The organism is Roseovarius nubinhibens ISM (assembly GCF_000152625.1).
GTDB classification, from domain to species: Bacteria; Pseudomonadota; Alphaproteobacteria; order Rhodobacterales; family Rhodobacteraceae; genus Roseovarius; species Roseovarius nubinhibens.
Genome location: NZ_CH724156.1, coordinates 671,415 through 696,317 on the forward strand (window position 1 = coordinate 671,415; position 24,903 = coordinate 696,317).

At 63.5% G+C, this 24,903-nt stretch carries 26 protein-coding genes; 14 read left to right on the forward strand and 12 right to left on the reverse strand.

The window, feature by feature from the left end:
• The first annotated feature begins 80 nt into the window (after positions 1 to 80).
• A complete protein-coding gene (locus ISM_RS03355) occupies positions 81 to 905 on the forward strand; it encodes a DUF995 domain-containing protein (RefSeq protein WP_198011641.1) in 825 nt (274 codons plus the stop codon).
• Positions 906 to 929: 24 nt separating this feature from the next.
• Here ISM_RS03355 and ISM_RS03360 read toward each other — a convergent pair whose 3' ends face one another.
• On the reverse strand, positions 930 to 1,772 hold the full coding sequence (locus tag ISM_RS03360) for a glycosyl hydrolase (RefSeq protein WP_009812703.1): 843 nt from the start codon (positions 1,770 to 1,772) through the stop codon (positions 930 to 932).
• 545 nt (positions 1,773 to 2,317) lie between these two features.
• On the opposite strand from ISM_RS03360, the gene ISM_RS03365 reads away from it, so the two are divergent.
• The 5 genes from ISM_RS03365 to ISM_RS03385 all read left to right on the forward strand — a co-directional run bounded on the left by ISM_RS03365 (position 2,318) and on the right by ISM_RS03385 (position 7,705).
• Positions 2,318 to 3,361, forward strand: coding sequence for a UDP-glucuronic acid decarboxylase family protein (locus ISM_RS03365; RefSeq protein ID WP_009812704.1), 1,044 nt, complete (start codon positions 2,318 to 2,320; stop codon positions 3,359 to 3,361).
• Complete coding sequence (galE, locus tag ISM_RS03370; protein WP_009812705.1) at positions 3,358 to 4,356, forward strand: UDP-glucose 4-epimerase GalE; 999 nt, start codon at positions 3,358 to 3,360, stop codon at positions 4,354 to 4,356. Before ISM_RS03365 ends, galE begins: the two co-directional genes overlap by 4 nt.
• Before the next feature lie 4 nt (positions 4,357 to 4,360).
• On the forward strand, positions 4,361 to 6,187 hold the full coding sequence (locus ISM_RS03375; protein ID WP_050754165.1) for a glycosyltransferase family 2 protein: 1,827 nt from the start codon (positions 4,361 to 4,363) through the stop codon (positions 6,185 to 6,187).
• A 3-nt stretch (positions 6,188 to 6,190) separates the two neighbouring features.
• Positions 6,191 to 7,102, forward strand: a complete 912-nt coding sequence (locus tag ISM_RS03380; protein ID WP_040617816.1) for a beta-mannosidase — start codon at positions 6,191 to 6,193, stop codon at positions 7,100 to 7,102.
• A 318-nt stretch (positions 7,103 to 7,420) separates the two neighbouring features.
• On the forward strand, positions 7,421 to 7,705 hold the full coding sequence (locus tag ISM_RS03385) for a hypothetical protein (protein WP_009812708.1): 285 nt from the start codon (positions 7,421 to 7,423) through the stop codon (positions 7,703 to 7,705).
• A gap of 10 nt (positions 7,706 to 7,715) precedes the next feature.
• Here the strand turns inward: ISM_RS03385 and ISM_RS03390 are convergent, their stop codons facing one another.
• A complete protein-coding gene (locus ISM_RS03390; RefSeq protein ID WP_009812709.1) occupies positions 7,716 to 8,354 on the reverse strand; it encodes a hypothetical protein in 639 nt (212 codons plus the stop codon).
• A 108-nt stretch (positions 8,355 to 8,462) separates the two neighbouring features.
• Here ISM_RS03390 and ISM_RS03395 point away from each other — a divergent pair, with 108 nt between their 5' ends.
• Both ISM_RS03395 and ISM_RS03400 read left to right on the forward strand, forming a co-directional pair.
• Entirely contained in the window at positions 8,463 to 8,918 is a 456-nt protein-coding gene (locus ISM_RS03395) for a transglycosylase SLT domain-containing protein (protein WP_009812710.1), read from the forward strand.
• Positions 8,915 to 9,850 carry a cation efflux transmembrane domain-containing protein gene (locus ISM_RS03400; RefSeq protein WP_009812711.1) on the forward strand — a complete coding sequence of 312 codons (936 nt, stop codon included), beginning with the start codon at positions 8,915 to 8,917 and terminating at the stop codon, positions 9,848 to 9,850. Before ISM_RS03395 ends, ISM_RS03400 begins: the two co-directional genes overlap by 4 nt.
• 16 nt (positions 9,851 to 9,866) lie before the next feature.
• Here the strand turns inward: ISM_RS03400 and ruvB are convergent, their stop codons facing one another.
• From ruvB to ruvC, 3 genes are read right to left on the reverse strand one after another with little or no spacing between them, the layout of a single operon-like run.
• Positions 9,867 to 10,895 (reverse strand): Holliday junction branch migration DNA helicase RuvB, encoded by a 1,029-nt coding sequence (ruvB, locus tag ISM_RS03405; RefSeq protein ID WP_009812712.1) that lies wholly within the window; start codon positions 10,893 to 10,895, stop codon positions 9,867 to 9,869.
• Between the two features lie 6 nt (positions 10,896 to 10,901).
• On the reverse strand, positions 10,902 to 11,576 hold the full coding sequence (gene ruvA / locus ISM_RS03410; RefSeq protein ID WP_040617818.1) for a Holliday junction branch migration protein RuvA: 675 nt from the start codon (positions 11,574 to 11,576) through the stop codon (positions 10,902 to 10,904).
• Positions 11,573 to 12,076 (reverse strand): crossover junction endodeoxyribonuclease RuvC, encoded by a 504-nt coding sequence (gene ruvC / locus ISM_RS03415; protein WP_009812714.1) that lies wholly within the window; start codon positions 12,074 to 12,076, stop codon positions 11,573 to 11,575. The genes ruvA and ruvC overlap by 4 nt, the downstream gene beginning before the upstream one ends.
• A gap of 346 nt (positions 12,077 to 12,422) precedes the next feature.
• On the opposite strand from ruvC, the gene ISM_RS03420 reads away from it, so the two are divergent.
• Positions 12,423 to 12,605: a DUF1127 domain-containing protein gene (locus tag ISM_RS03420; RefSeq protein WP_040617819.1), complete on the forward strand. Its 183-nt coding sequence runs from the start codon at positions 12,423 to 12,425 to the stop codon at positions 12,603 to 12,605.
• Between the two features lie 136 nt (positions 12,606 to 12,741).
• Here the strand turns inward: ISM_RS03420 and ISM_RS03425 are convergent, their stop codons facing one another.
• From ISM_RS03425 to ISM_RS03440, 4 genes are all read right to left on the reverse strand, one after another.
• Positions 12,742 to 13,083 (reverse strand): hypothetical protein, encoded by a 342-nt coding sequence (locus tag ISM_RS03425; protein ID WP_009812716.1) that lies wholly within the window; start codon positions 13,081 to 13,083, stop codon positions 12,742 to 12,744.
• Between the two features lie 112 nt (positions 13,084 to 13,195).
• Entirely contained in the window at positions 13,196 to 14,059 is an 864-nt protein-coding gene (locus ISM_RS03430) for a 50S ribosomal protein L11 methyltransferase (RefSeq protein WP_009812717.1), read from the reverse strand.
• Positions 14,060 to 14,077: 18 nt separating this feature from the next.
• Complete coding sequence (locus ISM_RS03435; RefSeq protein ID WP_009812718.1) at positions 14,078 to 15,310, reverse strand: MFS transporter; 1,233 nt, start codon at positions 15,308 to 15,310, stop codon at positions 14,078 to 14,080.
• A gap of 184 nt (positions 15,311 to 15,494) precedes the next feature.
• Positions 15,495 to 17,774 carry a primosomal protein N' gene (locus ISM_RS03440; RefSeq protein ID WP_083780889.1) on the reverse strand — a complete coding sequence of 760 codons (2,280 nt, stop codon included), beginning with the start codon at positions 17,772 to 17,774 and terminating at the stop codon, positions 15,495 to 15,497.
• A gap of 48 nt (positions 17,775 to 17,822) precedes the next feature.
• On the opposite strand from ISM_RS03440, the gene fsa reads away from it, so the two are divergent.
• The 4 genes from fsa to ISM_RS03460 all read left to right on the forward strand — a co-directional run bounded on the left by fsa (position 17,823) and on the right by ISM_RS03460 (position 21,042).
• A complete protein-coding gene (fsa, locus tag ISM_RS03445; protein WP_009812720.1) occupies positions 17,823 to 18,476 on the forward strand; it encodes a fructose-6-phosphate aldolase in 654 nt (217 codons plus the stop codon).
• Positions 18,477 to 18,689: 213 nt separating this feature from the next.
• Positions 18,690 to 19,397: a DUF484 family protein gene (locus ISM_RS03450; RefSeq protein ID WP_040618280.1), complete on the forward strand. Its 708-nt coding sequence runs from the start codon at positions 18,690 to 18,692 to the stop codon at positions 19,395 to 19,397.
• Positions 19,394 to 20,311 carry a tyrosine recombinase XerC gene (locus ISM_RS03455; RefSeq protein WP_009812722.1) on the forward strand — a complete coding sequence of 306 codons (918 nt, stop codon included), beginning with the start codon at positions 19,394 to 19,396 and terminating at the stop codon, positions 20,309 to 20,311. The genes ISM_RS03450 and ISM_RS03455 overlap by 4 nt, the downstream gene beginning before the upstream one ends.
• A gap of 35 nt (positions 20,312 to 20,346) precedes the next feature.
• Complete coding sequence (locus ISM_RS03460; protein WP_040617820.1) at positions 20,347 to 21,042, forward strand: CDP-alcohol phosphatidyltransferase family protein; 696 nt, start codon at positions 20,347 to 20,349, stop codon at positions 21,040 to 21,042.
• A 177-nt stretch (positions 21,043 to 21,219) separates the two neighbouring features.
• Here the strand turns inward: ISM_RS03460 and ISM_RS18140 are convergent, their stop codons facing one another.
• The 3 genes from ISM_RS18140 to trpA form a co-directional block, all read right to left on the reverse strand.
• A complete protein-coding gene (locus tag ISM_RS18140; protein WP_156783300.1) occupies positions 21,220 to 21,855 on the reverse strand; it encodes a hypothetical protein in 636 nt (211 codons plus the stop codon).
• A 158-nt stretch (positions 21,856 to 22,013) separates the two neighbouring features.
• On the reverse strand, positions 22,014 to 22,466 hold the full coding sequence (locus ISM_RS03465) for a methylated-DNA--[protein]-cysteine S-methyltransferase (protein ID WP_009812724.1): 453 nt from the start codon (positions 22,464 to 22,466) through the stop codon (positions 22,014 to 22,016).
• An 82-nt stretch (positions 22,467 to 22,548) separates the two neighbouring features.
• On the reverse strand, positions 22,549 to 23,340 hold the full coding sequence (trpA, locus tag ISM_RS03470) for a tryptophan synthase subunit alpha (RefSeq protein WP_040618281.1): 792 nt from the start codon (positions 23,338 to 23,340) through the stop codon (positions 22,549 to 22,551).
• A gap of 221 nt (positions 23,341 to 23,561) precedes the next feature.
• On the opposite strand from trpA, the gene ychF reads away from it, so the two are divergent.
• Positions 23,562 to 24,659 (forward strand): redox-regulated ATPase YchF, encoded by a 1,098-nt coding sequence (gene ychF, locus ISM_RS03475; RefSeq protein WP_009812726.1) that lies wholly within the window; start codon positions 23,562 to 23,564, stop codon positions 24,657 to 24,659.
• Positions 24,660 to 24,903 lie beyond the last annotated feature (244 nt).

Genomic DNA, 24,903 nt, shown 5'->3' on the forward strand with positions numbered 1-24,903 from the left:
GGATTTTTTCGGGATTTTTCGATAGACTGGAAGATAGGGGAAATTTTTTAGGTAGTATCGCTATGAAGAAATTCATTCACATGGCGGCTGTTCTTACGCTGCTCGGCACGGGCAGTGCCGCAAACGCAGAGATCATTCCAACGCCATATAGCACGCTCGACGGGCAAGAGGTCATCTCGCTCTACAGCGACAAGACATGGCCTTGGAGCAAGGGCCATGCGTATTTTGGCCCGGCCGGTCAGTTTCAGGCCACCACCGGACCGCAGGACAGCGCCACGGGGCGCTGGTACGCGACCTCGAACGGCAAGCTGTGCTTTGCCGGGGAGTGGACGAGCGGCAGCACGTCAACACCGTCGAAACGCTGCTGGCAGCATGTGCGCGACGGCGATGGGCAGCTCTGGCAGGCCCCGGTCGGCGGCACCGGCCAGCGGTCCAACTGGACCCGGTTCGACAGTGCCGAGATGCTGATCGACGGCAACCCGCGCAAGCATCTCTACATGACGGCCAGCGGTCAGCGCGAACGGATCGTGGCGACGCGGCTTGCCGCCGATGATCTGGCGCGGCTCTATGCGGATCGAACCTGGCTCTGGGACGAAGGCTATGCCTATTTCGCGCCCGGTGGCGGGCTCACCGCCGCGATGGGGCGCGAGTCCTATGGCGAGGGGCGCTGGTTCACCAATGCCAAGGGGCATCTGTGCATCAATTCGACCTGGCACAGCCCGCAATATGCGCCGCGCAGTTCGACACGCTGCTGGCTCCATGCGCGCGATGCCGAGGGCAATATCCATCAGACCGACGCCGAGGATATGACCGCGTGGTACAGGTTTGACCCCGAAGCGAAGCTGCGCCACGGCAACCCGAACGCGCAGCAATTCGCGGCGATCAAGACCCGGCTGTCGCAGTAACGCGCTGGGCTTTCCGGGCTATGATTACTGGCGGGACGCCACCTGGCGACCGCCAAGCCGCCCGACCACCTTGTCGAACCGCTTGCCCGTGGGCGTCGGCGACAGATCGTCTGAGACCAGATTGATCTGTGGCACCGTGCCCTTCCAGGGATAGGGGTTGGCCGCGAACCAGGCGTGGCGTTCGACAAAGGGCAAACCCTCCATCATCTCAATCGCCGCCTGCGCGAAATCGGCGCTTTGGCCATAGCTGACCGAGCCGGGGCGCGACCAATCGATGAGCGCAAACTCGGTCACCCAGATCGGCCGCCGGTATTCGCGATGCACCGCCTGCAGCCAGCGCCGGAATTTCCCCACATCGCCATCGCGGGAATAGTAATGGACCGCCATGAAATCCACGCGCAGACCGCGCGCCTCGACCTGATCCATGAAGCGGCGCTGCCATGATCCGGGGCCGAGCGTGCCGTCCTGCGTGGTGGCCGGGCTGCCGAGGCGCACCCCCTTGGCCATGAGGCGCGGCCAGAGCGCCACCGCCCGCTCGACCGAGAGCCCCGCCTGATGTTTGCCGCTGCGCCCGTCCGGTTCGTTGAAGCCAAGAAGCGCGCGCACCGGGCCGGAGGCGCGGATCGGTTTGCCGACATCCTTGGCGCCGTGGATCATCGGCACGAATTCCACCTGCCGCGAGCGGCGGCCGGGGGCATAGAGCTGATCCGCGCGCCAATTGTAGTACCAGCCCAGGCCCGGGCTCTGTTCGATCCAGTCGAGCATCGTGTGGCGGGAGTTTTCCCAAGCCCCGACGCCCGCCTTCTGGGCCAGCGCCGCACCGGTGAGGCAGGCGTAAATCAGAAAGGCAGTGGTGATCTGGCGCATCTCGGTCCCTCGGCTGTGTCACGCCAAAGGGATGCGGGGCTGCGGCAGGTGTATCTTGCGCCAAAGCCCGCGGCATGTGCTGTCGCGGGCATGGGCTTGTGTGTACTTTCTTCGGTTTACCTGCTCGTCACCTGCCTGACCCCTTGGCCTAGCTCCTTTGATGGTATATAGATACTCCTATACGCCGCAAGATATAGGCGCCCCTTGCCGAGAATCGCGCAAGATGTTGCCACTCCCCTGGGCAACGGGTCGTAAATCTATGTTGGGTGGCGCACAGGAAACCTATTTCGGGTTGAGACGCCGCTGCACGCCTCGGCCTATAGTTGTATTTCCGGCCAATTTTGCCCCATTTTCAACAAATTGATTTGACGGCGTCACCGGCCCGCCGCCTAATTAATACATTGTCATAAACTTCTAAAACGAATGAGTGCTTGGGGTTCAATTCATAATAATTGGCGTGGGTGGCCAGTCACCGCAGGGTTTAGATAGCGGCTAGGTAACATCTTCGAGCAGGCGCTTTGCTAGAACTTCGCGAGGGGGAAGCGATGCTCGGTTTTGATAAGTCACACCATGGCCAGACGGCCAGCTATACGAAATATGATATTGGCCAGATGCGGCGCACTGTGCTCATCACGGGGGGCGCTGGATTTCTCGGCTCGCAGCTCTGCGATGTCTATATCGCGCGCGATTACCGGGTGATCTGTCTCGACGATCTGTCGACCGGACGCCTGTCGAACATCGGCCATCTTCTCGACCATCCCAGTTTTGAATTTGTCGAACAGGACGTGATCGAGCCCTTTCAGCCAAAGGGCTGTATCGACCTGATTTTCAACATGGCCTGCCCCGCCTCGCCGCCGAAATATCAGCGCGACCCGATCCATACGTTCAAGACCAACATCCAGGGCGCGGAGAACATGCTGCGCCTCGCGCATAAGCATGGGGCGCGCATCCTTCAGGCCTCGACCAGCGAGATCTATGGCGACCCCGAAATCTCGCCGCAGAGCGAGAGCTATCATGGCAATGTGAACACGCTCGGCCCGCGCTCTTGTTACGACGAGGGCAAGCGGGCGGCGGAGACGCTGTTCTATGATTTTCGCCAGCAATATGGCGTGGATGCGCGGATCGCCCGTATCTTCAACACCTATGGGCCGCGGATGGACCCCGGCGACGGGCGCGTGGTGTCGAATTTCGTGACCCAAGTGCTGCGCGGCGATGACATCACCATCTATGGCGATGGCTCGCAAACCCGGTCCTTCTGCTTTGTCGATGACCTCATTCAGGGGCTGTGCGCGCTGATCCATCTGCCGAAATCGCCGGGCCAGCCGGTGAACCTCGGCAATCCTGAGGAATTCACCATCCGGGAATTGGCCGAGATCGTGATCGAGGAGACCCACAAGGACGCGCGGATCGTCTACAAGGACCTGCCCGTCGACGACCCACGGCAGCGGCGGCCCGACATCAGGCTGGCGCATCAGATGCTCAACTGGCGGCCGCAGTTCACCCTGCGCGAAGGCCTCCGGTCCACCATCCCCTATTTCATGGCCGAGCTGTCGCGCAACAGCGCGCCCAGCCCGATTGCCGCGCAATGACCCGGCCGCCCGTCATAGTCACGGGGGGCGCCGGATATATCGGCAGCCACACCTGTAAGGCCTTGGCGCAGCGGGGTTATCTGCCGATTGCGGTGGATGATCTGCGCACCGGCCATGCGGATGCGGTGCGATGGGGGCCTCTCGAACAGCTCGATCTGGCCGAGACCGACAGGCTCACCGAAGTGATTGCCCAGAGCGGCGCGCGGACCGTGATCCATTTCGCCGCCAGCGCCTATGTTGACGAGTCGATGCGCGAGCCTCTGCGCTATTACACGAATAACGTCGCAACCACCGTCTCATTGCTTCGAGCGATGGAACGATGCGATGTCACGCGGATGATCTTTTCCTCGAGCTGTGCGACCTATGGCATCCCCGACCGGATGCCGATCGCCGAGTCCACATCTCAGCATCCGGTCAATCCCTATGGGCGCACCAAGCTCATGTGTGAAGAGATCATCCGCGATCATTTCAACGCAGTCGGCGGGCAATTCGCCCTGCTGCGCTATTTCAATGCCGCCGGGGCCGACCCGATGGGCCAGCTGAGCGAGCGGCACGACCCCGAGACCCATCTGATCCCGCTGGCGCTGATGGCGGCGGCGGGGCTGCGGCCACCGCTCGAGGTGTTCGGCACCGATTATGACACGCCCGACGGCACCTGCATCCGCGATTACATCCATGTCAGCGATCTGGCGCGGGCCCATGTCTGTGCGCTCGAACATCTCAGCAATGGGGCGGGCGCGCTGGCGCTCAACCTCGGGACGGGCGCAGGGCTCTCGATCCTCGAGATTGCCGATGCGATCGAGCGCCTGACCGGGCGTCCGATGCCATGGACCCCCGCGCCGAGACGGGCCGGAGACCCGCCCATCCTCGTCGCCGATCCACGCGCCGCGCGGGAGGTGCTGGGCTTTTGCCCGAGGCTGTCGGATATCGACACGATCCTGCGCCATGCCGCGCCGCAGTTCGGGCTGGAGGTGCAGCATGCGCGCGTCGCCTGACACCATGACAGCCGCCCCACGGCAACGGCAGCGCGATCCGCGCTTTACCCGGCCGTTGCTCACCGGGGCGAAACGGTTGAAATACGATGTCATGGCGCTTGGCTGGCTGGTGGCCGCGATATGGTTCTGGCACTGGTGGTTCCAGCCGGAGCACATCCTGCCCGGCGCAAGCTATTGGATCGTGACCGCCTGTTTGGGCTGGCTATTTTTCCTGCAGGGGTTTTTCGTGACGGTCATTCGCAAGGCGCGGGTTCCCGATGGCCCGCCGCCCGATCCCGCCATAACGCGGGTCGCCATGGTCGTGACCAAAGCCCCGTCCGAGCCGTTTTCGATGGTCCGCCGCACGCTTGAGGCGATGCTCGCGCAAGACTATCCACACGACACATGGCTCGCCGATGAAGACCCGCAGCCTGCGACCATCGCCTGGTGCGAAGCCCATGGCGTGCGGATTTCGACCCGCAAGGGCTGTGCCGCCTATCACCGGGTCGAATGGCCGCGGCGGACACGCTGCAAGGAGGGCAACCTCGCCTATTTCTACGATCATTACGGCTATGAGCAATATGATGTCGTCTCGCAGCTCGATGCCGATCACGTGCCGCAGCCCGGCTATCTCACCGAGATCCTGCGCGGGTTTCGCGATCCGGCCGTGGGCTATGTCAGCGCGCCGTCGATCTGTCGCCAGAACGCGGGCCAGAGCTGGGCCGCGCGCACACGGCTTTTCACTGAGGCCGCATTTCACGGGATGTTTCAGGCAGGCTATAGCGGTGCGCTTGCGCCGATGTGCATCGGGTCGCATTACGCGGTGCGCACCAAGGCGCTGCGCGAGATTGGCGGGCTCGGGCCAGAGCTGGCCGAGGATCATTCCACCACCATGCTGATGAACGCGGGCGGCTGGCGCGGGGTGCATGCGCTGGATGCGATTGCCGAAGGCGACGGCCCTGCCACCGCCGCCGATCTCTGCACGCAGGAATTTCAATGGTCGCGCAGCCTCTTGTCGCTGCTTTTGCACCACACGCCCCGCTACCTTGGTCAGATGCCGTGGCGGCTGCGGGCGCAGTTCCTGTTCTGTCAGCTGCTCTACCCGCTGTTCGCGCTGTTCATGACGGCGTTCTACCTGCTGCCCATCGCGGCGGTGATCTTTGACATCCGCTATGCCGATGTGACCTATCCCGCCTTTCTCGGGCATATGGCGGTGCCGCTACTGATCCTCGTGATCATTGCCTTTGCGATCCGCGCCGATGGATTCTTTCGGCCCCGTGATGGCAAGGTCATCGCCTGGGAAAAGGCGCTTTTCATGGCGCTGCAATGGCCCTGGGTTCTCTGGGGCTGCGTCATGGCAGTGCGCGACCGGATCGGCGGCGGCTTCGTCGATTTCCGCATCACCCCCAAGGGCGAGGCGGTCGAGGCGCAATTGCCGTTGCGGGTCACCCTACCCTATGCCGCGCTGGCGCTGGGCTGTTTGATCCCCGTGCTGCTCTGTGCGGAGGTGACGCAGGCGCGTGGGTTTTACATGCTGACCCTGATCAACGGCATTTTCTACAGCCTGATCGTCGCCACCATCGTGTTTCGCCATCTGCGCGATCATCGGCTGCGGCCGCGCGATCTCTTGGGGCATCTCGCCTTTCCGCCGCTGCTCGCCGCGCTGATCGTGGCGGCGGTTGGACTTCGCGGCGAAGACGGGCTCTTTGCGCTGGCCTATGGCGTCGCGCCGGTCGGCATTGTCGATCACCATTATGTCGTCGCCGGCGCCGGGATGGGAGACCCCGGCACCGTGCGGTTCGAATGGAATCTTAACTGGGTGTCAGACCTTGTTTCTGGCAGAAAGGAGTAAACCATGACCCGTTTCATGCACCATATCGTCAGATGTACCATCATGGCAGGCTCGATGACCCTGCCGCCTCTGACAGGTTTTGCAGCACCTCCGGGCGATCTGCCCTTTGGGGTCTATGACCCCCATGGCGATTTCGCGGATGATCCCAATGTGCAGATCGAACATCTGTTTCTGCCCTGGGAGGATGTCTATCTGCCCTCGCTTCTCGAGGCCGATCAATATGCGCGGGACCGCAACCGGTCGGTCCTTGTGACCATCGAGCCCTGGACCTGGACACGGTCGGATCGCAACACGCCCGCCGTGCTGCAGGCGGGGATTTCCGATGGCAGCTATGACGCGAACATGTCGTCGATCTGCGGCATGCTCAACCAATTCCAGAGCCCGGTGACCGTGCGCTGGGCGCAGGAGATGGAGGATGGCTCGGGGCAGTTCATCTGGGCCGATTGGGAGCCGGAAACCTTTATCGCCGCCTATCGCCGGATGGTCGATGTCTGTCGCACCGAGGCGCCCGAGATCGATTTCATGTGGTCGCCTCTCGGCCTAGAGGGGTTCGAGGATTACTTTCCCGGCAAGGATTATGCCGATGTGGTGGGCCTGTCGGTCTTTGGCCTGCAGCCTTGGGAAGAACAGGTTCTTGGCAGCGCGCAGAGCTTTCGCGACATTCTTGTGCCGCGCTATGAGCGGGCGCTGCAATTCGGCCTGCCCATCGTGGTGGCCGAGGTCGGCTATTCCGGCAAACAGACCTATGTCGAGACCTGGCACAACGACCTGCGGCAGGATCTGGCGGATCTGACCGAGCTGCAGGCGGTGATCTATTTCAACCAGCAAGAGGTCTATCCATGGCCCGATGGCTTTGGTCTGCCGAATTGGCAGGTCAACAAGAATGTCATCCTAGAAACCGCGATGGGGCAATAATTCGCCCCCTCGCCCCGCCCCACGGGCGGATTTCGGCCGGTCCCCGAGGGGATCGCGGCCCCGGCTTTCCATAACATCTCAGATCGGCCATGAGGCCCGGATCGGTTGCACCCCTCTCGATCTTGGGGACGAGAGCGCGGCCGGTGCGGCCAATGGTGCGGTGCGATCCTGTTGCCTCCACGACACGCGGGGGAGGCATGGTGCAAACCGGATTAGGTCATCGATCAAGAGTTCATTAAGCTAACCCATGTAGACACGTTCAGGCCCGCCAGCACAACGAGTTGGCCAAACGTCAGGCAAACAGGCAAAGGAACGGATATGTTTCGCGCAAACCTCGGAACCGCGCTTCGCGGCTCTTGCACCCTATTCACGGCCCTCATCGTCCTTCACAGCGCCCCCAATGCGGCACAGGCGCATTCGGAAAAGACACGCGCCGCGACCATTTCGACAAAATCGGCAGAGCGGACACCGGCCCGGATCAACCTGCTCGCAGGTCCCCGCGCCGCCAAGCGGACAACCATCCGCGCCTCGCAGGTCGGCAATGGCAGCTATATCTGCTCGCCCGCCGGGTTTGGCCGCAAGTCGCGCTGCTACAGCAACTAAGCGCGACTGATCACTCGGGGCGCGCACCGGCCTGCAGCCGCGCGAAGAGGCGCAGCGCGTGGCTCGGGTCTTGGGACATGGCGGGCATGACCGGCGCATAGCCTGCGGCGATCAGCCCGGCGATCTCGGGGCGCAGGATCACCCGATCCGTGTCCGGCGCGATGGCCAGCGGCGACAGCGATTGAAACGCCGTGTCGGACCAGAGCAGCATGATCTGCACCACCTGGCTCAGCGCCAGGGTTTCGGCCGGCATGTTCGACAGCGCCTCATCCATCCGCAGAAAGACAAAGCTCGCCCGAATGGCGCCGTCCTTGTCAAACCGGAACATCCGGTATTGATTGGCCCCCGCCCCCTTGAGCCGCGCCACCAGCGGGGCGAGATCCGGCACCAGCCGGTCGAGATCGGGCACCTCGAGCAGCTCATCCCAATCGCGGAAGAAGAAGAACATGAGATTGCTGCCGAGCTCGGGATCGGTCTCGGCCATCTGATGACCGGCGAGCGTCACCACCGCCTCGAGCGCGCCCTTGACCACCTCGAGAGTGGCATCCTCGACGCCAAAGACGATGGGCGCGATGGGCCGCCCCCAACGCGCGAAGAGGTAGCTGCCGTCGGAGCGGGTGAAAAGCCGGGCGATGTCGTCATGTGTCATGGCGCTCTGCTACAAAGTCAGCCCGCGCCGCGCAACCCCTTGGGCGGAACCGGGAGCGGGGCCTTGCGTTGACAAGGCGCGAGCAGACAGCCCCGGCGGAGACCCCACGTGACGCGACATCTGAGACCCTGGCTCTGGCTCATCGCTGCGGTGACGATGCTGACGGGCTGCTATTTCCCCGATGATCCGAAACACACGCTCGCGACCATCGAGCGACAGGGCGTGATCCAGGTCGGGATACTGGCCGAACCGCTGCCCGAAGCCGATGCCAAGGTGATCGCGCGCTTCGCCAAGAGCCTGGGCGTGCGCACCGATTATGTCCGCGGGCCAGCCCATGCGCTGCTCGCCGGGTTGGAAGAGGGCAATATCCATCTGCTGGCAGGCGACATCCCCGAAGACACGCCGATGGCAAGCCACGCGGCGCTGAGCAATCCTTACCCGCCGCGCGTCAGGCTGCCGGGACGGACGGAGAGTCGGTCGGAGAAGCGCGTGCTGTTGCTGCGCAAGGGCGAGAACCGGTTGCTTCTGCGGCTCAACCGAAGCCTGAGGGAGGCCGGGCAATGAGTGATCGGCCGACGTTGCCCCCGCATATCCGGCAGAGCCTCGAGAGGGCGCGGCGGCTCGAATGGTGGACGTTGGGCTGGCTCGTCAGCATCGTGGCGGTGATGGCCCTCGTGATGGGGTCGAGCCAGGCGATGCAGGCGGCCTGGATCGAGGATATGCTGTCGCTCCTGCCGCCGATCCTCTTTCTTCTGGCGGCGCATTTCGAAGGCAAACCCGCCTCGCCCGCCTATCCCTTTGGTCTCGATCGGCTCGGGTCGCTGTGCTTTTTGCTGGCCGCCGGGGCGCTCACCCTGATGGGCGGTTATCTCATCTATGATGCGCTGCATGTGCTCATCGCCCAAGAACATCCGACCATCGGCAGCGTATCCCTCTTTGGTCACGAGATCTGGCTCGGCTGGCTGATGATGGCGGCGCTGGCCTATTCGGTGGTGCCGCCGGTGATCCTTGGCCGCAAGAAACGCGCGCTGGCGCCGGAGCTGATGGATAAGGTGCTCTTTACCGATGCCGAAATGAACGCGGCCGATTGGAAAACCGGGCTGGCCGGGATCGTCGGGGTGATCGGGATCGGCTTTGGGATCTGGTGGGCGGATGCGCTGGCGGCAGGGGTTATCGGGGCCGATATCCTGCGCGATGGGCTGCGCGCCTTGCGGATTTCGGTGGCAGAGCTTCTCGATGGGGCCCCGCGCGAATTGAACTCGCCCGAGGTGTCCGGGGCCGTCGCGAAAATCCGCGCGGCCGTGCCCGTAGACCGGCCCGTGCGGGTCCGCGAAACGGGGCGCTTCCTGCATGTGGAGATCGCCGACGATCAGGACACCACCCCGTCAGAAGCGTTTCAAACCAAGGCCTTGGGCGAGGATGGCTGGCGCATCGTCAATGTCACCGGCCCCGCGCCGCCGGACATCCGCAAGGGCGCGCGCCACAACGAGGAATAGCGCCATTGCCCGCTGGTTACTTGCCGAAGAGGTCCGTGCTGCCCCGCGCCACCGGCGGGGCCAGCCCGAGATGGGTCCAGCCGCCTTGGGCCAGCATCCGGCCGCGCGGCGTGCGCTGAATGAGCCCCTGCTGCAGCAGGAAAGGCTCAATCACCTCTTCCAAAGCGTCGCGGCTTTCGCTTAGCGCGGCGCTCAGCGTTTCGATCCCCACCGGGCCGCCTTGGTAGGCCTCGGCGATGAGCCGCAGATAGCGCCGGTCGGCCCCATCCAGCCCGAGATGATCGACCCCGAGCCGGGTCAGCGCATTGTCGGCCAGCGCCTTGGTGATCTTGCCATCGCCCTCGACCACGGCGAAATCCACCACCCGTCGCAACAGCCGCCCGGCGATCCGGGGTGTGCCCCGCGAGCGGCGGGCAATCTCCATCGCGCCATCGCGTTCGGCGGGCACTTTGAGCTTGTCCGCGTTGCGCCAGACGATCTCGTTCAGCTCCTCCACCGTGTAGAATTGGAGCCGCGTCGGGATGCCAAACCGGTCGCGCAGCGGCGTGGTCAGCAGGCCGAGCCGCGTCGTCGCGCCGACCAGCGTGAAGGGCTGCAGCTCGATCCGCACGGTGCGCGCCGCCGGCCCCTCGCCGATCACGAGATCGAGCTCGAAATCCTCGAGCGCCGGGTAGAGCACCTCTTCCACCGCCGGGTTGAGCCGGTGGATTTCGTCGATAAAGAGCACATCGCGCGCCTCGAGATTGGTGAGGATCGCCGCCAGATCGCCCGCCTTGGCGAGGACCGGCCCCGAAGTCATGCGAAAACCGACCCCCAACTCGCGCGCCATGATCTGCGCCAGCGTCGTCTTGCCAAGTCCCGGCGGCCCGTGAAACAGCGTGTGATCCATCGCCTCGCCACGCTGGCGGGCGGATTGGATAAAGATGCGCAGGTTCGAGCGGGCCTCGGCCTGACCGATGAAATCCTCGAGCGCCTGCGGGCGCAGCGCGCGGTCGAAATCCTCGGCCATCGGTTCGGGGCGCAATGTGGGATCGGGTTCGCTCATCTCCGGTTATCCCTGTGGTGCCAAGAGCTTGAGCGCGGCGCGGATGAGCGCGGGCGTCTCCGCCTCGGGCGCGGTATCCGCGGCCTGGGCCACGGCGCTTGCCGCCTCGCCCGGCGCATAGCCGAGATTGCTCAGCGCCGAGAGCGCCTCGGCCTGAGCCGATTGCGAGGCCCGGGCAGGCGTCGGCGCGGCGGCGGCGCGCGGGGTCTCGATCACCTCGTCCTGATCGTCAGGAGCGGGCATAGGGGCCGTCGCGGCCCCGGCCCCCATCGCCATCACCTGCGGTGCTTTGTCCTTGAGCTCATTCACCACGCGCTGAGCGGTTTTGGGGCCGACGCCCTTGGCCGCCTTGAGCGCGTTCCAATCGCCGAGATTGATGGCGCGGCTCACCCCTTCGACCCCGAGCGTGCCGAGAATGGCGAGCGAGGCCTTGGCCCCGATGCCCTGCACCCCCATCAGCAGGCGGTGCCATTCCTTTTCCACGAGGCTGGTAAAACCGAAGAGCTGCAACAGGTCCTCGCGCACCAGAAGATCGGTATAGAGCGCCGTATGTTCGCCCACCGGCGGCAGTGCCTGCAATGTCCGGTCGGAGCAATAGACGAGATAGCCCACCCCCCGCACATCGAGCAGAACGTGATCCTCGGCGCGGTAATCCACCCGACCTGCCAACCGTCCGATCATGCCTGTACCCTTCCTGCTTCGCGCAATTCCTGCCCGCCCCGTGTATAATGCGCGTGGCAAATGGCAATGGCGAGCGCGTCGGCGGCGTCCGGGCTTGCCGGGTTGGCGCCGGGCAGTTGCATCTTGACCATATGGGCGATCTGCCCCTTGTCGGCATGGCCGACGCCGACCACGGTTTTCTTGACCCGGTTGGGGGCGTATTCGCCGACAGATATCCCCGCCTGCGCAGGAACCAGGAGGGCGATCCCCCGCGCCTGACCGAGCTTGAGCGTCGCCACCCCGTCCTTGTTCACGAAGGTCTGCTCGATAGCCGCCGTGTCGGGCGCAAAGCGCGCGACAATCTCGGTGAGCTGGATGTGCAGGGACAAAAGACGCTGGGCCAGATCGTCGCCGGTCGAATGACAGACACCGTTGGCCACATGGCTGAGCCGGCTGCCCGAGACATCGATGACGCCCCATCCGAGGTTCCTCAGCCCAGGGTCGATCCCGAGTACGCGCATGCCTGCCACCCTGCTCTCTTGGTGTTTTGTGTTTTCTCTCGCATAGCACGAAACAAGAACAAACGCCAAGCACCATCGCAGCCTGGGCCCAAGCCTTGCCCCAGCTCGGGCCGCTCTGTGACCGAAAGGATGCACATTTTTTAAGCAGGTTTTTCGGGGGCCGCGCGGGCCCGTTGGCGGGCGGCGCAGCAGAGCCCTTTTATACAAGGCCATGGGCGTACAAACGATCCATGCACGCACTGCATAAGGACTATGCAACTTGCACAGTTGTTACATTTCGCGCCACCCCCTAAATGGCGCCTTAGCAACAGACAACATAATACGCTCCGATAGAAGGAATGGCCCCATGGCTGCAATTGAAATGACCCGCCCCGTCGCTCACCGTCCGCTGGCCCGCCTGATGGAACGCCTGAGCGCTTGGAATGCCGCACGCGCCACCCGCGTTGCCCTGTCCCGCCTCAGCGACCGCGAGCTTGAAGACATCGGTCTCGAGCGTGGCGACATCCACAAGGTCGCCTACACCCGCTAAGACAGGGTTCAGGCGTGGATGCGCCTGTGCCACGTGAACAAAGACCCTACGCCGCACTGGCGCAGGGTCTTTTTTAATGCCCTGAGAGATGGGCCAACGCATGAACACATCTTGAGAGAGATGCTGGAGGGTGCGCTTAGAAATACGGGGCCACGTTGCGGGCGACCACTTCGGCCAGGGGATCGGGCTGCATCACAAAGGCGCCGATCTGCTCTTGCAGGGGACCTTGGGACATTTCGCTGATCCGCTGTTCATAGCTCGCCGCGCCGATCTGCGCGATCACCAGCCCTTTGAAGGCGAGAAAGCCGACCACGATCAGCGCCAGACTGCGCCAGGGAAAGCCGATTTTGCGGCGTTTGGGTTTGAAAACGATGAGACCATCGCGGCCAACCTTGCAGGAATAGCCCCGTGCGAGTTTGGCGTGTTTCCGTTCGACCGCTTTAAGCCGGTTGGAAAATGTGTTCGTTGCATCGGACATAGCAGCATCCTGAAATCCGGCCCCCACCGGTTCAGAGACAAAACTAGGTTGGAAATGTGGCAATTTCTGGGCGGACGCCCTGAAATTGCTCTTATTTATCGGAGATTTAGGCTTATTTTTGGAGGATTAGCGTCGTCCATTCACCAATCTCGGTCCGCTGGACCAGACTGTTTCCAAGACCTTCATAAACCGCCACGACCTCATCCGCCTGCTCGTTGAGAATCCCCGAGAGAATCGCATAGCCGCCGGGCAGACGCTGCTCTGTCATTTCCGGTGCGAGGTCGATCAGCGGGCCTTTGAGGATATTGGCGAAGATCAGATCGAATTGGGTCGCTTGCAGCACCTCATGGTCGAACCCCATCGCCTCGAGGCAGTTGACCCGCCCCTCGAGGCCATTGGCCGCGACATTGGCCTCGGCCACCTCGACCGCCACCGCGTCGATGTCGCTGGCCAGCATCACACCGGGCCAGATCCGCGCCGCCGCCATCGCCAGAACCGCCGTGCCACAGCCGATATCGGCCACGGATGTGCCGACAAAGCCCTGATTGGCCAGATGATCCAGCGCCTGAAGACAGCCCTGCGTCGTGCCGTGATGCCCGGTGCCAAAGGCCATGGCGGCCTCGATCAAGAGCGGCTCGGCCCCGTCCGGCACCTTGTCGGCATCATGGCTGCCATAGACAAAGAACCGCCCCGCCTCGACCGGGGTCAGCTCGCGGCGCACCTTGGCGACCCAATCCTGATCCGGTACTTCGGAGACGGCGAAAGGCTTCGCCCCATAGGCCGCCGCAAGCAGTTCGAGCCCGGCGATATCGGGCTTTTCGATGAAATAGCCGCCCACTTCCCAAGTGCCCGAGCCGTCTTCGACCTCGAACACCCCGATGCCGGTGGCTTCGGGCTCGAGCATCTCCATCGCCTCTGCCAATGCCTCGGCGGGCTCTTTTCCAGTCAGGGTCGTGAGGGCGGTATAGGTGGACATGGCGGGCCTCTGTCAGAGTTATTCTGCGGGGCGGACCAGCGGGTTGGTCAGCCTTGTTTCATTGCCGATAGCCGGATGGCGCGGGATAAGCAACGCCAGCAAGAGCGACACGGTCGCCATCGCGGCCGCCAGAATGAACACGGCGGCGGGCGACACGAGCCACAGGTAGCCCAAAAGCGCCGGCAGGAAGACGGCGGCGATATGGTTGATGGTAAAGGCCACGGCGGCGGTGGGGGCGATATCGGCGGGATCGGCGATTTTCTGGAAATAGGTCTTGAGCGCCAGCGCCAGCGCGAAGAGCAGGTGATCCACCACATAGAGCACCGCCGCGAGCAGCACGCCCCAGCCGAACATGTAGATCCCGCCATAGGCGAGGAACACCAGCGCCAGCCCGGCATATTCGAAAACCAGCGTGTTGCGTTCGCCGAACCGGGCCACGGCCTGGCCCATCAATGGCGCGAAAATCATGTTAGCGACGAGGTTGATGAGAAAGAGCGCAGTGACTTCATGGACGTCGAAGCCGAACTTCTCGACCATCATAAACCCCGCAAAAACCACGAAAATCTGGCGTCGGGCACCGGCCATGAATTGCAGCGCGTAATAGAGCCAGTAGCGGCGGCGCAGGATCATCTTCTTGACCTGCGGGGTGGGCGATTCAAACTGCGGGTAGGCGAAGAGGGCAATGAGCGCGACCAGCGCGGTAAAGCCGCCCGAGGCCATGTAGACGATATTGTAGCTCAGCCCCAGCGTCTCCCAGAGCGCCACGATGATCACATAGACCACCAGCGTCGCCGCCGAGCCCGCCGCCACCAGCCAGCCGAGCACCTTGGGCGCGCGGACCTTGTCGAGCCATTGCAGCTGAAGCGACTGGTTGACCGTCTCGTAATAATGGAAGCCGATCGAGCTCAGCATGGTGATGGTGAGGATGCCGCCCATGGTCGGAAACCAGGCGGTGATGGCCGTAGCGGCCCCCAGAAGAGCCAAGGAAACAAGGCCCAAGACCTGTTCGCGCATGAAGATGATGATGGCGATGACCCCCACCGCCAGAAAGCCCGGGATCTCGCGCACCGTGTGCAGCCAGCCGATGTCGGAGCCGTCGAAGCCGGCGACTTCGATGGTGAAATTATTGAGCAGCGCCGACCAGGTGGAGAAGGCGATGGGCATGGCGGCGGCCATCAGGAACAGAAGGGTCACGGGCCGGCGCCAGAAAGGCAGATGGCGGGCCTCGCCGAGGGGGACGATCTGGGTCATGGCAATGGCTTTACGCCCAAACACCGGGCTTGGCGAGAGGCTTTGGCGCCAAGCGGCGGGCCGGGGGATTTGGGTATTTGACACCAGAAAGAGGCCGGAAATGGCGCATCGGTGACACGTCGGTATTACGGCGGTATCGCGACAGTGCGGATTTGGGCCCCGATCGGCGGGGTCAGCAGAGGCGTCAGTAGAAGCTTTGCGGGTCGATATCGACGCTCATCCGCAGGTTGGGACCGGGGCGGATCTGCGCCACCCAGCGCGCCACCGCGCCCTGCAGCGCCGCGCCTTTCGGGGCCTTGACCAGAAGCCGCACCCGGTGGCGGCCGCGCACCCGGGCGATGGGCGCGGGGGCGGGACCATAGACCTGCGCCCCGATGGCGCGGATCGGCGCATCGCCACGGGCCAGCGCGAGGCCCGCGTCAAACGCCTCTTGCGGGTCGGGCGAGGACAGCACGATCCCCGCCATGCGGCCATAGGGCGGCACGCCCGCCGCCTCGCGTTCGCGCGCCTCGGCCCGCCAGAAACCCTCTTCGTCGCCCGACAGGATGGCGCGGATCACCGGATGTTCAGGTTGAAAGGTCTGGAGGAGCGCGGTGCCCGGTTTCTCGGCCCGGCCGGCGCGGCCCGCCACCTGACGCATCAGCTGAAAGGTGCGTTCGGCTGCGCGCAGGTCCGAGCCTTGCAGCCCGAGATCGGCGTCGATGACGCCGACCAAAGTGAGATTGGGGAAGTTATGCCCCTTGGCCACCAGCTGGGTGCCGATGACGATGTCGGCGCCGCCCTGCCCGATGGCGGCGATCTGTTCCTTGAGCGCGCGGGCCGAGCCGAAGAGATCCGACGACAGCGTCGCCACCCGCGCATTGGGGAAAAGCGCCTGTGCCTCTTCGGTGAGCCGTTCGACACCGGGGCCGACCACCGCCAGCTTGCCCTCGACCTCGCAGGATGGGCAGGCCTCGGGGATCGGGGCGGTTTCGCCGCATTGGTGGCACATCAGCCGTTTCAGAAACCGGTGCTCGACCATGCGCGCGTCGCAATCGGGGCAGGCGATCTGATGGCCGCAGGCCCGGCAGATGGTCACCGGAGCATAGCCGCGCCGGTTGAGAAAGAGGAGCGATTGTTCGCCCGCCTCGATGCGGCGCAGCACCGCCGATTGCAGGCTGGGCGAGATCCAGCGGTTCGACGGCAGGGTTTCGGCCCGCATGTCGATGGCGCGCAGTTCCGGCATGACGGCGGGGCCAAAGCGGGCGGTGAGATCGAGCCGCGCGTATTTACCGGCCTCGGCATTGGCCCAGCTCTCGAGGCTCGGCGTGGCGGAGGCGAGCACCACCTGCGCGTCGCAGATCGAGGCGCGCAGCACCGCCATGTCGCGGGCATTATAAAGCACGCCATCCTCTTGCTTGTAGGAGCTGTCATGTTCCTCGTCGACGACGATGAGGCCGAGATCGCGGAACGGCAAGAAGAGCGCCGAGCGCGCGCCCACCACCACCTGACAGCCGCCCTGCCCCACCATTTTCCAGATCCGGCGGCGTTCGGTCATGGTCACGCCGGAATGCCATTCGGCGGGCTGCGCGCCGAACCGCGCGCCAATGCGGCGCAGGAATTCCTCGGTCAGGGCAATTTCGGGCAAGAGCACCAGCGCCTGCCGGTTCTGGCGCAGACATTCGGCCACCGCTTCGAGATAGACTTCGGTCTTGCCCGATCCGGTCACCCCGCGCAAAAGCGTCGTGCCATAGCGCCCGGCGCGCAGACCTTGCGCCAGATGGGCGGCGGCGCGGGATTGATCCTCGGTAAGCTGGGCCGCGGGCAGACCGGGATCGAGCCTTGGGAAGGGCAGATCGCGCGGCGTGTCCTCTTCGGCCACCGCGCCGAGCTTGACCAGCCCCTTGACCACGGAGGAGGTGACGCCAGCCTGATCGCTCAGCTCCTTGAGGGTGAACGCGAGCCCGCCATAGTCGCGCAGCACCTCGAGCACCCGGGTGCGGGCGTCGGTCATCCGGTCGGGGGTGGCGTCGCCCAGCCGGTAGACCTTGCGCATCGACGGCGGGTCCGAGAGCCCCGGCGCGCGGGCCGCGAGGCGCAGCATGGCGGGCATCGGTGTCAGCGTGTAATCGGCGGCGCGGGTCAGGAATTCCTGCATCTCGGCGCGCATCGGCGCCACGTCGAGCACCCGCAGCACGGCGCGCACCTTGGAGAGGTCGAAATCACCGCGCCCCCGGCCCCAGACCACGCCCAGCACCTTGCGCGGCCCGAGCGGCACCTCGACAAAAGCGCCCAGGTGACAGCCGCCTTCGGGTGCGCGGTAATCGAGCGTGCGATCGAGCGGCTGGGTGGTCAGCACCGCGATCAGCTCTCCCGTGTCGAAATATCCGGGGGCGTCGGCATATCCGGGGGCGGTTTGCGGCAAATTATCCTCGTCTCCTGCGGGTGGTCGGGCCGCCTTCGGGGTTTCGGCAGGCTGCACCATGAGGTACACGGGATGCAAAGGAAACGCCAATCCATGAAGGGGGCCGTTATGAAATTTTTCGTCGATACCGCAGAGGTCGATCAGATTGCCGAGTTGAACGATCTCGGCATGGTGGACGGGGTCACCACCAACCCGTCGCTGATCATGAAATCCGGGCGCGACATTCTCGAAGTGACCAAGGAGATTGCCGCGATGGTAGACGGCCCGGTGAGCGCCGAGGTTGTCGCCACCGAGGCCGATGACATGATCGCCGAGGGCCGCAAGCTCGCCCAGATCGCCGAGAATATCGCGGTCAAGGTGCCGCTCACCTGGGCCGGGCTCAAGGCCTGCAAGACGCTCTCGGATGAGGGCAATATGGTCAATGTGACGCTGTGCTTCTCGGCCAATCAGGCGCTCTTGGCGGCCAAGGCGGGGGCCACGTTCATTTCGCCCTTTATCGGGCGTCTCGACGACATCAACCTCGATGGGATGGAGTTGATCGCCGACATCCGTCAGATTTATGACAATTACGGCTATGACACGCAGATCCTCGCCGCGTCGATCCGCACCGTGAACCACGCCTATCAATCGGCGATGATCGGGGCCGATGTGATGACCGCGCCGCCGAAAGTGATCAAGCAGATGGCCGAGCATGTGCTCACCGACAAGGGGCTCGAGGCGTTCATGGCGGATTGGGCCAAGACCGGTCAAAAGATCCTCTGATCGCGCCCAAAGCGCGACGATTGCGATGCGATGCGCCCGGTCCCTTCAGGGGGCCGGGCGTTGCCATTTGCGGCACAGGTTGAGGCACAGGTTGAGGCACGAGGCCGGGGCAGCGGGGCAATTTCCCGGGGGGCGAGACCAGAAAACCCTTTAAAAATTCGGCCCGAGAGGCGATAAGACTAGGCAAATACGGCAATGAAGACCGAGGCAGATATGAGCAGCACCCCCCGCATGGACGAACCCTTGCGCGAAAAGATCATGACGCAACCCGATGTGATTCTTGACGACAAGGAGCTTATGCGGGCGTTGATCGCGGCGAATGAGCGGGCGATGGGCGGAAATATCGTCGATCTGCGCGGCATCGCCATGGATCGACTCGAGACGCGGCTCGACCGGCTTGAGGACACCCATCGCAGTGTCATCGCCGCCGCCTATGAGAACCTTGCCGGCACCAATATCATTCATCGCGCGATCTTGCGGATGCTCGACCCCGTGGAGTTCGAGTGTTTCCTGCGCGATCTTGGCGGCGATGTGGCCGAGATCCTGCGGGTCGACAGCGTGCGGCTCATCCTCGAATCGGCGCAGAATGACAATGACCCGAGCGTGCAGCGCATGGGCGACGTGCTCTCGGTGGCGGAGGTCGGGTTCATCGACCGCTACCTCGCCGACAGCCGGAGCGGGCCGGGGCGGATCGTCACCTTGCGGCAGCTTTCCGACGCGGATGCGCGGGTGCATGGCGAGCGGGCGGCGTTCCTGCGGTCCGAGGCCTGTATCCGGCTCGATCTTGGCAAGGACCGGCTGCCGGGGATGCTGGTGCTGGGGGCGGAAGATCCGCATCAGTTCACGCCGCAGCAGGGCACCGATCTTCTCACCTTCTTTGGCGGCGTCTTTGAACGTGCGATGCGGCGCTGGCTGTCATGATGTCGCCTGCCGCCCGCGATGCGTTGCAGGGCTGGCTCGACATGTCGCGCGCGCTCAAGGGGCAATCGGACAACACGATCGAGGCCTATGGCCGAGATGTGGCGGAATTTCTCACGTTTATGAGCCTGCATCTCGGCGGTGAGGCGGGGATCGCGGCGCTGGGCCGGATCAGCGTCACCGACATGCGGTCGTGGATGGCGCAGATGCGCAGTGGCGGCGAGGTCGGACCCCGGTCGCTGGCGCGGAAGCTGTCGGCGGTGAAATCCTTCATCCGCTGGCTGGCCGAGCGCGAGGGGTTTGACCCCACCGCCGTGCTGTCGATGCGGTCGCCGAAATTCACCCGCAAACTGCCCCGGCCGCTCAGCGCGGAGCATGCGCGCGATGTGATCGAGACGGCGGGTCAGCAATCGAGCGCGCCGTGGATCGGGTCGCGGGACATGGCGGTGATCACGCTGCTTTACGGCTGTGGCTTGCGGATTTCCGAGGCGCTGTCGCTCACTGGCGAAAGCCTGCCCTTGGGCGAAATGCTGCGCATTCGCGGCAAGGGCGGCAAGGAGCGGCTGGTGCCGGTCATCGGGGCGGCGCGGGCGGCGGTGGCGGAATATGCCAAGCTCTGCCCCTACCCTCTCGACGAGGGCGCGCCGCTCTTTCGCGGGGCGCGCGGCGGGCCGCTCAGCCCGCGGATCGTGCAGAAAGTGGTGCAGCAGGTGCGGATGCAGCTTGGCCTGCCCGCCAGCGCCACGCCCCATGCCATGCGCCACAGCTTTGCCACCCATCTGCTCAACGCCGGGGGCGATCTGCGCACCATTCAGGAATTGCTCGGCCATGCGTCGCTCTCGACCACGCAGGCCTATACGGCGGTGGACACCGCGCGGCTTCTCGAGATCTACCGCGCCGCCCATCCCAAAGCCTGATTGAACCGCCCGGCGTTTTGCGGCAAGAAAGCCCAATGACAGATCGTATGAAGGCGCTGAGCGTCCATTTTTTCACGGCCACCGGTGCGGTGTTTGCCATTCTCGCCATGCTGGCCGCTGTGGACGGGAAGTGGAGCCTGATGTTTCTCTGGCTCGTGGTGGCCTTTGCGGTGGATGGGATCGACGGGCCGCTGGCACGCCGCTATGACGTGGCGCGCAACGCGGCCGAGTTCGACGGTGTGCTGCTCGATCTGATCATCGACTATCTCACCTATGTGTTCATCCCGGCCTTTGCGCTGTTTAAATCGGGGCTCTTGCCCGGCTGGACCGGCTGGTTCGCGATCATCGTGATCACCTATGCCTCGGCCATGTATTTCGCCGATACGCGGATGAAAACTAAGGACAATTCATTCTCGGGCTTTCCCGGCTGCTGGAACATGCTGGTGCTGGTGATCTTTGCGGTCGAGCCGAATTTCTACATCAGCCTGTTTCTCGTGGCGACGCTGGCGCTGGCGATGTTCCTGCCGCTCAAATTCATCCACCCGGTGCGCACCGAGCGCTGGCGCAAGCTGTCGCTGCCGATGGCGCTGGCCTGGACCTTTTTCGCGGGCTGGGCGGCCTGGGTCGATTTCCACCCCGAAAGCTGGGCGCATTGGGGGCTTGTCGTGACCTCGATCTATCTGGTGTTCGTCGGCATCGTGCAGCAGATCGTGCCGGAGCGGCGCGGGTAAGACGGCATCAGCTTGTAGAGGTTTTATTGCGCTGAAGTAGACAAACAATGAAGTGGTTCTACTCAACGATAAATTTCAGCAAGCGTTTCGGGTACTGCCACGTCCCCAGCCTCATCAAAGTATGACTAGCAACGTCAAAGAACCAATTTGTTGTTGGGCTTTAGATAGCGACTGCCATCAACCCCAAGAGCTTTGCATATCCATAGCGGCTGACATTGAAACATTTCCATTTTGTTCGACGACTACTGTCAGACAGCTAGACCCGTCGTTTATTCCAAATATATAACGACATCTGGCTTGCCTAGCTGCCTCTTCGTTGCTGCGTACTCCGTGGGAAAAAGCTTCAGAGCCGAAGTCCGCATTCCCTGACCAATCCATATCTATGCGGTCAGTTTTTAGAAGATCTTCGTAGCCAGGGTAGCTCGTGAAAAAATGACGAATAGCCATGTGAACTGACATGCTGTTCGGATCAATCCCGCAAACGGCTACAGAATGGTGCATCGCAATTACCTGCGCGCTATCACGGTCGATCCGAAACTCTCCATGAAACTCGATCACTTTCTGTGCAATACTATCAAATATTTCTTTCCATACAGGCCAGTTTTCTTCGATAGTTGAGGGTGCGGACAAAATTGCAAGCGCAACGGCAGCCCCGTTTAGGCTCTTCCAAACCCCAGCAGGCCAATCGGCGCCAAGCCCAGCGTTTCCGTCCAATACAACCACCCCTTCAGGTGGATTTGTAACTAACTCGAGAAATGCTTCATTGGAGTGATCACCAGGCCCATAAACATTTGTCGTCGTCAATAACTGCATTGATAGAACTTTCTTTAGACTAAGTTGACTCCGCCATATCAAATACCACAGCGCCATCTCACCAAATATAGATCAAACACTCAATCGAAAGAAAAGTGGGCGTCGTTTAACCCGCTTCACCAGACAGATTCAGCTCAAATTTCCCCCGTCTTAAGGCTTTAAATCAACAGCCCCGCCGCCCCTTCGTGACGCAGGAGCCAGACCTTGGTCTCCACCCCGCCCTTGGCCGAAAACCCGCCCAGAGACTTGGCGCCGAGCACCCGGTGACAGGGGATGATGATGGCGATGGGATTGCCGCCACAGCCCGCGCCGATGGCCTGGGCCGGTGCGCCAAGCTCGCGGGCGAGATCGCCATAGGTCAGGGTGTCGCCAAAGGGGATGGCCTGCATCCGGGCGCAGACGCGCTGTTGAAACTCGGAGGCCTCGACGCGCAGCGGCAGGTCGAACGTCTGTCGCGTGCCGGCGAAATAGGCGTCAAGCTGGGCCTCGGCTTCGCAGAGCTCGGGCGTGGTGTCGCACGCGCCTTGGCGCCAGTCGAGCGCGGTGATCGCGCCGCCACTGGCGGTGAGGGTGATGGGCCCCAAGGGCGTCTGGATCATGCGTTCAGCCATGCGGCCACATTGGCCCCGCATGGGCGGAACAGGCAACCCGGAACCTGCGATTTAGAGTAATGTGCGGTGGCTCAGCCCGTGCTCAGGCGGAATGCGCGCCGTCGGCCAGACCTTTGACGAAGTCGAGCACCTCGCCGACCGGCTTGCCCTCGGCCATGGCGCTCACGATGGCGGAGCCCACGACCGCGCCATCGGCGACGCTCGCCATTTCGCGGCTCACCTCGGGGGTGCGGATGCCAAAGCCGATGATCACCGGAAGATCGGTCGCCGCCTTGATCCGCGCCACTTCGGGCGCGACATCGCTGGCCTGCGGCACGGCGGCCCCGGTGATGCCGGTGATCGAGACGTAATAGACAAAGCCCGAGGTGTTTTGCAGCACTTTCGGCAGGCGTTTGTCATCGGTGGTGGGGGTCGCGAGACGGATGAAGTTCAGCCCGGCCGCCTGGGCGGGAATGCAGAGCTCTTCATCCTCTTCGGGAGGCAGATCGACCACGATGAGCCCGTCGATGCCGGCCTCTTTGGCGTCGGCCAGAAAGCGATCGACGCCGCGGTTATAGATCGGGTTGTAATAGCCCATCATCACGATCGGGGTGCTGTCGTCGCCTTCGCGGAACTCACGCGCCAATTGCAGCGTGCGGTCGAGCGTCATGCCGCCTTCGAGGGCGCGCTGACCGGCGAGCTGAATGGTCGGGCCGTCGGCCATCGGATCGGTGAAGGGCAGGCCCAGTTCGATGATGTCGACACCGGCGCCCGGCAGACCTTTGACCAGCTCGAGCGAGCGGTCGTAATCGGGATCGCCCGCCATCACATAGGCGACAAAGGCTTTCTTGCCCTCAGCCTTGAGCTGGGCGAATTTGGCGTCGATACGGGTCATGGCGGTCATCCTTCAAAACGTCGCCCTCCTTTGGCGCATAACGTGGGTGAATTCAATGGTCCCTGCGGCGCAGGCGGTGCAATTTGCGCCATATGGGCGGGGTCTGTGGCCTTGCTGCGCAAGTTCCGGTCCCTATCTGGGCCAATGACTGGACCAGTAACGGGGCTTGTATCTGTGGCCTTGCGGCCCTAGAAGCGGCCCGTCGCTAGGAAAGGTGCATCATGGGCTTTAAGATGGGGATTGTCGGGCTGCCGAACGTGGGCAAATCGACGCTGTTTAACGCGCTGACGAAAACCGCCGCCGCGCAGGCTGCGAATTTTCCCTTTTGCACGATCGAACCCAATGTCGGTGAGGTCGCCGTGCCCGATGCGCGGCTCGACCGTCTGGCCGAGATCGCCGGCAGCCGTCAGATCATCCCGACGCGGATGACCTTTGTCGATATCGCCGGTCTCGTCAAAGGCGCGGCGCAGGGCGAAGGGCTCGGCAATCAGTTCCTGGCCAATATCCGCGAAACGGATGCGATTGCCCATGTGCTGCGCTGTTTCGAGGATGGCGATGTGACCCATGTCGAAGGCCGCGTTGATCCGGTGGCCGATGCCGAGACCATCGAGACCGAGCTCATGCTCGCCGATCTCGAGAGCATCGAGAAGCGGCTTCAGAACATCATCCGCAAGGTGCGCGGTGGCGACAAGGAAGCGGTGCAGCAGCAGCGCCTGCTCGAGGCCGCCAAGGCGGCGCTCGAAGAGGGGCGTCCGGCCCGCACCGTGGCGGTGGATGACGACGATATGCGCGCCTGGAAGATGCTGCAGCTCTTGACCACCAAGCCGGTGCTCTATGTCTGCAACGTCTCTGAGGAAGAGGCCGCCACCGGCAATGCCCATTCCGCCAAAGTGGCCGAGATGGCCGCCGCGCAGGGCAATTCCCATGTGGTGATCTCGGCCCGGATCGAAGAGGAAATCAGCCAGCTCGACGACGAGGAAGCGGCCATGTTCCTTGACGAAATGGGGCTCACCGAGGCCGGGCTCGACCGGCTGATCCGGGCGGGCTATGAGCTGTTGCATCTCGAGACCTATTTCACCGTGGGCCCCAAGGAGGCGCGCGCCTGGACCATCAAGACGGGCACCTCGGCGCCCAAGGCGGCGGGTGTGATCCATGGCGATTTCGAGAAAGGGTTCATCCGGGCCGAGACCATCGCGTATGATGATTTCGTGAGCCTCGGTGGCGAGCAGCCGGCCAAGGACGCGGGCAAGATGCGGGCCGAGGGCAAGGGCTATATCGTCAAGGATGGCGATGTGCTGCACTTCCTGTTCAACACCTGATCATCCCCGTCGCAGCGCCCCGTCGCAGCGAGAGGATAACAAGGCCGGGCCGAGCGTCCGGCCTTTGTCTGTGAGACGTCGGTAGTGCGACGGTAAAGCGACGGTGCGCATCAGGCGGCGCGCGCCAAGTCTTAACGCAGCGCCTGTCAGCCGTCCGGCCCGCTGCCCAGCCTCCCGCCCAGCCTCCTGCCCTGCCCCCGTCTGGCACATCGGCAAGAGATCGAAAAATCGTCCAGATTGCCCC